General features: G+C 62.4%; 10 protein-coding genes and 1 tRNA gene. 8 read left to right on the forward strand and 3 right to left on the reverse strand.

From position 1 onward, the window contains the following. The first annotated feature begins 76 nt into the window (after positions 1-76). A complete protein-coding gene (locus FJ543_RS26905; protein ID WP_015319253.1) occupies positions 77-979 on the forward strand; it encodes a histone deacetylase in 903 nt (300 codons plus the stop codon). Between the two features lie 3 nt (positions 980-982). On the opposite strand, the gene FJ543_RS26910 is transcribed toward FJ543_RS26905, so the two are convergent. Beyond that, complete coding sequence (locus FJ543_RS26910) at positions 983-1,246, reverse strand: DUF6460 domain-containing protein (RefSeq protein WP_140878233.1); 264 nt, start codon at positions 1,244-1,246, stop codon at positions 983-985. Between the two features lie 342 nt (positions 1,247-1,588). On the opposite strand from FJ543_RS26910, the gene FJ543_RS26915 reads away from it, so the two are divergent. From FJ543_RS26915 to FJ543_RS26935, 5 genes are all read left to right on the forward strand, one after another. Continuing rightward, positions 1,589-2,617 carry a glycosyltransferase family 2 protein gene (locus FJ543_RS26915; RefSeq protein ID WP_210243719.1) on the forward strand — a complete coding sequence of 343 codons (1,029 nt, stop codon included), beginning with the start codon at positions 1,589-1,591 and terminating at the stop codon, positions 2,615-2,617. Between the two features lie 31 nt (positions 2,618-2,648). Beyond that, entirely contained in the window at positions 2,649-3,107 is a 459-nt protein-coding gene (locus tag FJ543_RS26920) for a GtrA family protein (RefSeq protein ID WP_140878379.1), read from the forward strand. Continuing rightward, positions 3,104-4,597: a hypothetical protein gene (locus tag FJ543_RS26925; RefSeq protein WP_140878234.1), complete on the forward strand. Its 1,494-nt coding sequence runs from the start codon at positions 3,104-3,106 to the stop codon at positions 4,595-4,597. The genes FJ543_RS26920 and FJ543_RS26925 overlap by 4 nt, the downstream gene beginning before the upstream one ends. 207 nt (positions 4,598-4,804) lie before the next feature. Next, the gene (locus FJ543_RS26930) at positions 4,805-6,736 is read left to right on the forward strand and encodes an acyltransferase family protein (protein ID WP_140660689.1); all 1,932 of its coding nucleotides are present in this window, start codon (positions 4,805-4,807) and stop codon (positions 6,734-6,736) included. Between the two features lie 52 nt (positions 6,737-6,788). After that, positions 6,789-6,862 (forward strand) — tRNA-Gly (locus FJ543_RS26935). Between the two features lie 66 nt (positions 6,863-6,928). Here the strand turns inward: FJ543_RS26935 and FJ543_RS26940 are convergent. After that, a complete protein-coding gene (locus tag FJ543_RS26940) occupies positions 6,929-7,690 on the reverse strand; it encodes a Stf0 family sulfotransferase (RefSeq protein WP_140614736.1) in 762 nt (253 codons plus the stop codon). 364 nt (positions 7,691-8,054) lie between these two features. On the opposite strand from FJ543_RS26940, the gene FJ543_RS31605 reads away from it, so the two are divergent. After that, the gene (locus FJ543_RS31605; RefSeq protein WP_181171003.1) at positions 8,055-8,321 is read left to right on the forward strand and encodes a hypothetical protein; all 267 of its coding nucleotides are present in this window, start codon (positions 8,055-8,057) and stop codon (positions 8,319-8,321) included. 85 nt (positions 8,322-8,406) lie between these two features. Here FJ543_RS31605 and FJ543_RS26950 read toward each other — a convergent pair whose 3' ends face one another. Next, positions 8,407-9,396: a LysR family transcriptional regulator gene (locus tag FJ543_RS26950; protein ID WP_140722844.1), complete on the reverse strand. Its 990-nt coding sequence runs from the start codon at positions 9,394-9,396 to the stop codon at positions 8,407-8,409. A gap of 291 nt (positions 9,397-9,687) precedes the next feature. On the opposite strand from FJ543_RS26950, the gene chvE reads away from it, so the two are divergent. Further along, the gene (gene chvE / locus FJ543_RS26955) at positions 9,688-10,758 is read left to right on the forward strand and encodes a multiple monosaccharide ABC transporter substrate-binding protein (protein ID WP_015319282.1); all 1,071 of its coding nucleotides are present in this window, start codon (positions 9,688-9,690) and stop codon (positions 10,756-10,758) included. Positions 10,759-10,851: the final 93 nt, after the last annotated feature.

The raw sequence follows: 10,851 nt of genomic DNA on the forward strand, positions 1-10,851 counted from the left end.
CCGGCCGCCGCGCAATCGCCCTTCCGCGGCGGCCAACCGAAATCCCGCTCTGGCGCGAAACCGTCCGATCCAGTTCATGCCCCTGCAGATCGTCCACCATCCCGACTACGACGCCGGCTTCGCGACCAGCCATCGCTTTCCGATGAGCAAATATCCGCTGCTGATGGAGGCCTTGCGAGCACGCGGCCTGGCCGGAGCCGGGGCGCTCAACACAGCCGAACCCGCGCCTGCGTCGTGGCTTAAGCTCGCCCATGCGACAGATTATGTCGAGCAGGTTCTCGGTTGTTCGGTCCCGGAAAAAATCGAGCGCGAGATCGGCTTTCCGGTCGGCCCGCGCGTCTCGTTGCGCGCGCAGCTTGCCGCCGGTGGCACGGTGGCGGCGGCGCGGCTTGCCCTGCGTCACGGCATCGCCTGCAACACCGCCGGCGGCAGCCATCACGCGCGGCGCGCGCAAGGCGCCGGCTTCTGCACTTTCAACGACGTCGCCGTCGCCTCGCTGGTGCTGCTTGAGGAGGGCGCGGCACACAGTATCCTGGTGGTCGATCTCGACGTGCACCAGGGCGACGGCACGGCGGATATTCTGGGCGACGAGCCGCGCGCCTTTACCTTCTCCATGCATGGCGAGCGCAACTACCCCGCGCGCAAGATCGCCTCCGACCTCGACGTCGCCCTGCCCGACGGCACGGGCGACGCCGCCTATGTCGAAAGGCTCGATACCATCCTGCTGGAGCTGTCGGCCCAGGCGCGTTGGGACATCGTCTTCTACAATGCCGGCGTCGACGTCCATGCCGAGGACCGGCTCGGCAGGCTGTCGCTTTCCGACAAAGGCCTGCGCGCCCGCGACAAGATGGTCATCGGCCATTTCCGGGCGCTCGGCATTCCCGTCTGCGGTGTCATCGGCGGCGGCTATTCCACCGATGTGCCGGCACTTGCCGCGCGCCACGCCATCTTGTTCGAGGTCGCATCGGACTATGCCTGAAGGTCACTTCCGGTAGTTGGCGATCCTGAGCAGGATGAAGGCTGGCACGACGATCGCGGCACCGAGCAGGATGTAGCCGAGGAAACGGTCGATGGCGTGGAAGCCGAGATTCCATAGATCAATGAAGAACTTCTGGATGACGTAGAACACGTCCATCGGCGACCAACCGAAAGCGTTCATAACCAGGCCGACGAGAAAGGATACCACTAGCAGCTTCAGAATAATCCTGAGCGGCGAGTCGCCGAGAAAGCGCGTCAGTACGGACAAGGCCGTCTCCCGATTGAGATGCCCCGACTCATGGGCACGGCGCAGAGATACGTGCTTGGCGGCCATCCATCAAGCCGCCAGGGGCCGGTGCGGGGGAATTGATAAGCCGCGGCAGATGTTGGGCGCCATCGGGAGGGCGCTCTGCCCTGCCACAGCTGGTGAAAGCCGGATCCTGCCGGGCTCATGGCGCGGTGCCCGCATCCGCATGGAACTGCCAGTTCGTTCGTGACACGTGCCATCGGCGCCGCCAAAAGCGTGGCGGCCGCGCGACCCCGGCTTACCTGTTTTCTGTTTTCTAACCAATTGCCGCTATTGCCATTCCAAAGCGGGAGCCAGGCTTTGGTGGGAACGGGAAAAATCGGCGCGCACCGCGCACCCATGTTGTCGGTGGTCGTGCCTTGCTACAATGAGCGCGACGGCGTGGCGGAGCTTCATCGACGCGTCAGCGCGGCATGCCTCGAGCAAAGCCTCTCCTACGAGGTCGTGCTCGTCATCGATGGAGCGACCGACGGAACCCGTGAGGCCGTTTTCGAACTGGCCGAAAAGGACGACCATGTGGTCGCCATCGACCTTGCCCGCAACTACGGCCATCAGATCGCCTTGAGCGCCGGGCTGGAATTCTGCCGCGGCCAACGCATCCTCATTCTCGACGCCGACCTTCAGGACCCGCCCGAACTGCTTGGCGCGATGATGGCGAAGATGGATGAAGGCTTCGACGTCGTCTACGGCCAAAGGGTGAAACGGGAGGGCGAAAGCTGGTTCAAGCTGGCCTCCGCCTCGATGTTCTACCGTCTGCTCGGCCGGATGGTCGATGTCGAGATCGCGCCGGACTCCGGAGATTTCCGGCTGATGAGCCGGCGCGCGCTGGACCATCTGATCGCGATGCCCGAACGCTACAGGTTCATTCGCGGCATGGTGAGCTGGATCGGGCTGAGGCAGGTCGCCTTTCCCTATGAACGGCAGCGGCGCTTTGCCGGCGCAACGCACTACCCGCTGAAGAAGATGGTTCTTCTGGCGGTCGACGCTATGACCAGCTTTTCGATCGTGCCTTTGCGCTTCGCTTCGCTGCTGGGCATGATGTTCGGCCTGCTCGGCCTGGTCGTGCTTGGCTATACGCTGTTCGAATGGTCTATCGGCAATGTTCTGCCGGGCTGGACGAGCCTTGCCGCGATCATGCTTATCCTGGGCAGCGTCCAGCTTCTGGTGCTGGGCATTTTCGGCGAGTATCTCGGCCGCATGTACATGGAGACGAAGCGGCGACCGCTTTATTTCGTCAACGAAATCGTTTCACGAAGCCAGGCGGCGGCCGAGGACCAGGACCTGCCGGTCCACCGCCTCCAGGAAATAGTGAAACGGGCGGCGCGTCGTTGAGGTAGGGTCGACCGTGGGTAACGGGAACGCCATGGGCGGGATATGGTCGGCTGTTCCGGCCGGCTTTTCGCGGATGCTGCGGTTTGGCGCGGTCGGGCTGCTCAACACGGCGCTGGGCTATTGTCTTATCCTGGCCGGGCTGAAGCTGGGCCTTGGCGACATCGCCGCCAACATGACCGGCTATGCCGGCGGTCTTGTCCTTGGCTTCTTCCTCAACCGCCGCTGGACCTTCGGCCGTGCAGGCGGTTTTCGCTCCGGCACGGCGGTGCGGTATGCGCTTGCCTTCGTTGTGGCTTATACCGCAAATCTGACGATAGTGGTCGCCGCCATGTCCGCCGGCGTCGTCGAAAATCCGTTTGTCCACCTGGCGGGAAACTGCCTCTACTCGGTCCTCTTCTATCTCGGCTCGGTCCGTTTCGTCTTCGTCGGCGCGGCAAAGGACACTGTCTTGGTCGCGATCGACATGAAGTCCGCTGGAGCGGCGACATGAACAAGGTCGAGGCAATCGTTCCAGTGTTCTCGCCGCTCGAGGACGCACAGCGCGCCAGGCTGATATTCTGCCTCATCGGCGCGGGTGTCATGGCGACGGTTCTGGCAACCTTTGCCAGCGCAACCCTGCAGGACCCCGACAGCTGGTGGCATGTCAAAGTGGGGCTGGATTTCCTGGCAAACGGGACGCTTCCGACCGTCGACACCTATTCCTACACCTTCGCCGGCCAACCGTGGATCGCCAAGGAATGGCTGGGGCAGGTTCTGCTGGCCCTTGCCTACAGCGCGGGTGGCTGGAACGGCGTGGTCACGCTGATCATCGGCACGATCTGTCTCGCGGTCTTCCTGTCGGGATGGTTCCTCAGCGCGCACCTGAAACCGGTCCTGGCCGTAGCGCTGGCATTCGTCGCGGCGTTCCTGATCAGCCCGATCTATACGGCGCGCCCGCACGTCTTCACCTTGCCGATCATCGTCGTCTGGACGACGATGCTGTTTCGTGCCGCGCAGGACGAGAAGGCGCCGCCGCTCTGGCTGCTCGGCCTGGTCGTATTGTGGGCGAACCTGCATGCCACGTTCACCCTGAGCTTCATCATCGCCGGCTTCGCCGGCCTCGATCTCCTGGCGCGCACCGGCCTGTCGAAACCCGCACTTTTGGCGAAGTGGGTGGCGTTTGGCCTGCTCTGTCCGTTGGTCAGCCTGATACACCCTTATGGCGTGCAGGCCATCCTGGCCACGCTCACCGTCGCCTATGGCAATGAGGCGGTGCCGCTGATCCTGGAGTGGCGGCCGTTCAATGCCCAGGAACAGGTCCTCCAGGAAGCCGCGATACTGCTGGCCTTTTTCGGGCTTCTGACATCGAGGCTACGGATCGGCTGGGCGAAGGCGTTGTTCATCGTCTTCACCTTGCACGTCTACCTTTCGCATCTGCGGTTCGTCTATCTGTTCTTCCTGCTTGTTCCCCTGGTGGTCGCGGTCGAGGTCGCGCGCCAATATCCCGCCTTGTCCGCAGGCGCCTGGCTGAAAGAAGAGCGCGACGGACTGGAAAAATTCTTCGCCAGCCGGTTCCATCTGCTCCGCGGCGCGACGGCGGTGTCGCTGGTCGTTGCGATGCTTGCGCTCAACAACGCCGCCTACCAGGTCGCGCCGAGCCCAAAGACATCAGCCAGCGGCGCCCTTGCGTTCGCCAGGGATCACCACCTCGCAGGCAATGTGCTGAATTCCTACAATTTCGGCGGCACATTGATTTTCCACGACATCAAGACCTATGTCGACGGCAGGACGGACCAGCTGTTCCTGGGCGGGTTCACGAAAGCGGATGAGGCGACGGGGCAGACCGGCGGAAAACCACTGCTCGAGGCGCAGTTGAAGAAATACGCCATCGGCTGGGCACTGCTTACAGCCGCGGATACCCGCATCCCCTTCTTCGCCGAGTTGGGCTGGAAGCGGGCCTATGCCGATGACCATGCCGTGATCTACCTGCCGGCAACCTGACCGGCCGCTTCCAAACCGGCTGCGCCGGCGTCCAAAGCATGGCGTTCCGGCTTGACACTCATGTTGCAGTGCAGCAAAATCGTTTCGCAGAGGAGAGCCTGTGAACCCCACGGCGTCACGATTTTTCGCACAACCAAGGCATCGTCGCATGAGCGGCGTGGCATGCTTCGCACGAGATCGGCGGGCCGCGAGCCGCGGACTGTCCGAATGAACTACAGGCGCGACATCGACGGCCTGCGGGCCGTTGCCGTGCTGCCCGTGGTGCTCTTTCATTTTGGCGTGTCCGCCATCCCAGGGGGATTCACCGGCGTCGATATTTTCTTTGTCATATCGGGCTATCTGATCAGCGGCAGCTTGCTGGATGATCTCGAGCGCGGCCAGTTTTCGATAGGCCGCTTCTACTGGCGCCGCGCACGGCGCATCCTGCCGGCGCTGACCTTCGTCATCCTGCTTGCAAGCATCGCGGCATGGTTCATCCTCCTGCCGTCGGACCTGCACGAGTTCAGCCTCAGCGTGATCGCTGCCTCGACCTTCTGGTCGAACATCTATTTCTGGAAGACGACGAACTATTTTTCGATCGACGCCGAACTGCGGCCGCTGCTGCACACATGGTCGCTTTCGGTCGAGGAACAGTACTACATCTTCGCGCCGATCCTGGTTTATCTGATCTATCGCTATGCCTCGAAGCGCTGGCTGACGATACTTCTGCCCATCACCATCGGCAGTTTTGCCTTGGCGGTGATGGCGACCACGCTGGCGCCGACCGCCGGCTTCTACCTGCTGCCGACACGCATCTGGGAACTGGCGCTGGGCGCCATGCTGATGCTGAAAAGGCCGCCGCCACTTGCCAGCCGGCCGGCGACGGAACTGATCGGCTTGGCCGGCTTTGCACTGCTCGGCTTCGGCTTCCTGACGATCTCGGAGAGCGACCCGTTTCCGGGCTATAACGCCCTGTTTCCCTGCGTCGGAACGGCCCTGCTGATCTATGCGGGCCAGAACCATGCGAACCGACCCGTGCCCCTCGCCACGCGTGTGCTTCAGTTCGCCCCGATGGTCTGGATCGGCCTCATCTCCTATTCGCTCTACCTTGTTCACTGGCCGATCAACTCCTTCGTCCACTACCTCTCGCTGAAGGCCATCTCGGTGCCGATGATCGTCGCGATGACGGTGGCCAGCGTCGCCCTGGCGACCTTCTCGTGGAAATATGTCGAGCAGCCTTTCCGGCGGAAGCGGGCCTTCACCGCCCCGTTGCCGATCTTCGCCTTTTCGGCGACGGCGATCGCCCTGCTGTGTGTCGGCGGTCTGGCCGGTGTGCTGGGCAAGGGCTTTCCGCAGCGGTTCCCGGATTTCTCGACGCAACGGATCCTGGTGGGCGACTGGCGCAACGGTGTCTGCTTCAATGAGGGTGCGAGCCGGATCGAGGATTGGAACCTTGCCGACTGCACGCGCACGCACGGCTTTGCCACCAATGTGCTGCTGTGGGGCGATTCCTTCGCGGCTCACTACGTATCGGGCCTGGAAGCCAACGCGCAGAAAATCCAGGCCAACGTCGTCCAATATACCTATGCCGGCTGCCCACCCAACCTGAGCTATTTTTCCTATGCCCGGCCGGCCTGCACCCGCTTCAACGAACGGGCGCTGTCGATCATCCGCGATGCCAACATCCAGGCGGTGATCCTGAGCGGTCGATGGACCGACTACCAGGCCAGGGGCTTCGACGGCCTGCAGACGACGATCGACCGGCTGCGCGACATGGGTGTCAAGGTCTATGTCATCGGCCAGTCTCCGGAGTTCATCGCCGACGTCCAGAAGATCGCTTTCTTTGCAAAACACGAGGGCGCCGCGAATACATCCTGGCCGATGGCCATGGATCCCGACATCAACAAGCAGGTGCAACTCTTCGCCAACGGCGCGACCTTCATCGACCCGCTCACCTATCTGTGCGACGCCACCGGTTGCTCCTATGCGGATGCCGGCAGCAAGCAGTTTCTCTATTTCGACTATGGCCATTTCTCTTCCGCCGGCGCGACGCTGGCCATCTCGAAATACTGGCCGAGCTTCGCCGCCGGCGGCGAAGTCGCAAAGGCCAGGGAACCAACGCCGACCGTCACCGGTGAGCTGGCGAAGCCCGCCTTGTGAGACCGGTTTGCGATTGCCCGAGGCCATGCCGTCATGATAACGAGGCTGCAGCGCGGGTATGATGTAATGGTAGCCTGTCAGCTTCCCAAGCTGAACGCGCGGGTTCGATTCCCGCTACCCGCTCCAGCTTGATGCGAAAAGCCGATTGCCTAGCCCGGCCCCTGTCCGATTGGCAGCACTATCGGGATTCGCCTAGGCCTGTCCGGTTAGCATCTGCTTCTTGAGGAGGAACCGGGCGAGATTGTTGATGTTCCGCGGCGCCACCTTCCTGGGCAGATGCGCCAGCAAGTCTTCCGATTTGACGTCGTTGCGGAACCGCTCCGCCCAATCTTCGGTGAGATCGTCCCGCTGCAGGCGTAAATTCGTTTCGAACTCTCCGTCCGGCATTTCAACCGACAACTGCCGGGCCACCGACGCAACGTACGGCCGAGGATCGTCCAACAAATCCTCATAAAAAAAGTGATCGTATGCCAGGTCGGCCAGCCGCAGGTAAGCTTCCCAGAAGGCATAGCTCTGCTCGATCAGGAAATAGGCCTGGCAGATGCCGGCGAAGTCGTATCGCGGAACCAGATCGGCGCCGTCCATCGTACTTTTCCAGTGCCCCGACGCCTTTGCCCGGCAATAGGAAATCGCCTGGCGAAGGCGGTCCCGCCGCTCCAACAGGACCAAGCCCATGGCATGGCGCCGGCTGCATTCAGCGAGGAAGTCAACTCCATATCTGGCCTGCGACCAGTGAAGATGCCGCGGAAACAGTTTCACGGCGAACGTGCCGTTTGCGGTTCCGCCGCGATCGATCACGGCGGACATCAGGTCATCGAAGGATTTCGGCTTGCACCCCAGATTGGCCGTATCGAGCCACTCGGCCGACTTGCCCAACAATCCCGTGCTGTTCGTGAGACTGCCAAGCCATTCGGAGCCGCTGCGGGCTTCGGTCAGTATGGCGACGCCCTTCATGCGTGCCGCTTCTCCGCGGCACGCATGATCTTGATTGCAGAATGCCGTTCTTCTTGGTGGTCCCTCGGCATGGTCAAAGCTCCGCTTTAAACAGGCTTCAACGGACAAAGGCTCATATGGTTCCGCCGATTCGGCGGCAGCTAGGCAAAAGTGCGAGTCCCAAACACGTTACAGTTGGGTAATCAACGCCGGACTTGAAGAGCCTGAACACAGGTGCCGGCCACCTGCGGTGGCCGGCTTATGCGTCAGCAAGAAGAGATTACAGCCATACGCGGAGCCAGACGCGCTCGCGCCAGCAGCGGGTACGGCGGCGGCCATGGCGCCAGTAGCTGCGGCAAACTCGTCTCCAGCCGCGGCGACGCCCGTGGCGACGACGCCAGTAGCCATCGTGGCCATGATGGCGGCGAAAATGCCAGTCGCGATGCGAGACCTGCTCTACCTCGACCGCTTCATCCCCTTCGAAGACAGCCGGATCCGGCTTGTCCAGTTCATCGAGAATTCCGTTTCCCTGGGGAACACCGGCTACCGCGCGGCCGGGTCCGGCCACGCTCGCAAACGCCGCTGCCCCCGCGAGGCCAAGCATTCCAGTAAGAAACAACCGACGTTCCATAAAAACCTCCCGAGTTGTTAATCGTCGACACCTCGTTTCCTCGCCCGCAACGGGCTCCAGCGCGCATGCCGAACGGTTTGAACGCGCGGCAGCGGTTCTCGTTCCATCACCCCACTTCGCGCAGGATGAAATCATGCAGCATTTTGGCAGCCGGCGACAGTACGCGATTCCTGACGGTGATCAGGCTGTAAGGCCTGACCTCGATGTCGAATTCGGTTTGGACGACATCGATGGCGCCGGCAAGCCCGTCCGGGTTCTGGATGAACTTCGCCACCTGCACCGAGACCGGCGCGATGGCATCGGATTGCGCGACCATGACCAGCGTGAGCAGCAGCGAACTGGTGTTCAAGATCCGGTCCGGCAGCGCGATGTTGCGGTTCAGGAAGTTGCTCTCCATCGCTTGACGCAAGGGCGAACCGCCCGACTGGAACACCCAGTCATAGGCAGCGGTGTCTTCCAGCCGCACCACATTGCCTCCGGCGAGCGGGTGGCCGCGGCGCACGATCAGGCAGGCCTTCTCGACGCCGATCACACGGGATTCGAACAGTCGTGGATTGAGGTCGTCGGGAATGCGGGCGATGATGAAGTCGTGGCGCGAGCCGATCAGCTCGCGGGCGAGCACGTTCGACGTCTCGACCTGCATGGTGATCTCGATGCGCGGGTAGATGCGGCGGATTTCACGGATCGCCGGCACCGCCAATTCGATCGCCGGCGCGGTCACGGCGCCGAGGAACACCGAACCGCCCTTGCCAGCCTTGAGCTCGGCAATCTCGCGGTCGGCTTCGCGCATCTCGAGCAGGATCGAGCGGGCCCGCCTGGCAAGCGCCTGGCCATAGGGAGTGAGGGTCACTCCGCGCGGCAGCCGTTCGCACAGCTTCACGTCGAGCACCGCCTCCATCTCGGCGATCATGCGCGAAGCGGCCGGCTGGGAGATGTTCATGACCTGGGCCGCGGCGCTCACCCGTCCGTGATCGTCGAGGGCGGCGATCATGCGCATGTGGCGCAAGCTCAAACCACTGCGCAGGAGTGTCTCACCGTCTCCCGGGAGCTTCTCGTAACTTACTGGAATCGCATCCGGATCGCGCAATGCCGCCATGATCTCCAGCTTTCTCGCCGATTGCTTTCCGGATGCTAGATCATACCGGTTTCGGTATAGCAACCACCAAAGATCGCATTTGACAGTTATGGCAAAGGGACCCACCCTTCGCGCGTTCCGGGACGCAAGGGTCGGTAGCGATCAAAATCGTATCGATTGAAACTGCGTCGCGGAGCCGATTGGGAGGATACCGGAGATCGATAATGCCGACAGCGGCGCGTTTGCGCTCCTGTCTGGCTGCGCGGCCCGCGAAGCCCCGAGGTGTCGCGTCCATCAACCAGGGAGAGTAATGTGAAGATTATCAAGACGCTGGCCGCCGTGGCGGCCCTTGGCATCGCTGCCATGACCTATCAGGCGCACGCGGCCGACAAGGGTCTTGTCGGCGTGCTGATGCCGACCAAGACCTCGCAACGCTGGATCAATGACGGCGACGCCGTCAAATCCCAGCTCGAGGCGCTCGGCTACACTGTCGACCTGCAATACGCGCAGGACGACATCCCCAACCAGCTCAGCCAGCTGGAAAACGAAATCACCAAGGGTCCGAAGGCGCTGATCATCGCCTCGATCGACGGCACCACGCTGTCGGATGCGCTGCAGAAGGCCAACGACGCGGGCGTCGTCGTCGTCGCTTATGACCGCCTGATCAAGAAGACCAAGAATGTCGACTATTACACCACCTTCGACAATTTCGGCGTCGGCGTGATCCAGGCAAATTCCCTGGTCAAGGGCCTCAAGGAGCGTTTCCCGAACACCAAGCCGTGGAACGTCGAACTGTTCGGCGGCTCGCCCGACGACAACAACGCCTTCTTCTTCTACAATGGCGCGATCTCCGTCCTGCAGCCGCTGATCGACGACGGCTCGATCAAGATCAAGTCCGGCCAGACCGGCATGGACAAGGTCGGCACGCTGCGCTGGCTCGCCGCTACCGCCCAGGCGCGCATGGACAACCTTCTGTCGGCCAACTACTCGGACGGCAGCCGCGTCGATGGCGTTCTGTCGCCCTATGACGGCCTGTCGCGCGGCATCACCGCCTCGCTGCGCGCTGTCGGTTACGGCACCGACGCACAGCCCTGGCCGATCGTGACCGGTCAGGACGCTGAGACCGCCTCGGTCAAGCTGATCATCTCGGGCGAGCAGTACTCGACCGTGTTCAAGGACACCCGCGAACTGGCCAAGGCCACGGTGCAGCTGGTCGACAAGGTGCTCTCCGGCGGCAAGCCGGAAGGCCTCGACGAAAAGACCTACAACAACGACGTCAAGGTGGTTCCCTCGATCCTGCTGACGCCGCATGAGGTCGACAAGTCGAACTACCAGGCCCTGGTCGTCGACTCCGGCTACATCAAGGCCGAAGACCTGAAGTAATCCCGGTTACAAAGGCAGGGGTCCTGCGCGACGCAGGGCCCCTTTTCGTTCACAAGCGGCCCCGGTATTGTCTCTGCCGGCCTAGAGCCATTC

Source organism: Mesorhizobium sp. B2-5-7, assembly GCF_006440875.1.
Classification (GTDB): Bacteria; Pseudomonadota; Alphaproteobacteria; order Rhizobiales; family Rhizobiaceae; genus Mesorhizobium; species Mesorhizobium australicum.

Bases quoted from the DNA above. Each gene is read 5' to 3' on its own strand.
- FJ543_RS26905 (WP_015319253.1), top strand. From the start codon at position 77: ATGCCCCTGCAGATCGTCCACCATCCCGACTACGACGCCGGCTTCGCG.
- FJ543_RS26920 (WP_140878379.1), top strand. From the start codon at position 2,649: ATGGGCGGGATATGGTCGGCTGTTCCGGCCGGCTTTTCGCGGATGCTG.
- FJ543_RS26925 (WP_140878234.1), top strand. From the start codon at position 3,104: ATGAACAAGGTCGAGGCAATCGTTCCAGTGTTCTCGCCGCTCGAGGAC.
- FJ543_RS26930 (WP_140660689.1), top strand. From the start codon at position 4,805: ATGAACTACAGGCGCGACATCGACGGCCTGCGGGCCGTTGCCGTGCTG.
- FJ543_RS26940 (WP_140614736.1), bottom strand. From the start codon at position 7,690: ATGAAGGGCGTCGCCATACTGACCGAAGCCCGCAGCGGCTCCGAATGG.
- FJ543_RS26950 (WP_140722844.1), bottom strand. From the start codon at position 9,396: ATGGCGGCATTGCGCGATCCGGATGCGATTCCAGTAAGTTACGAGAAG.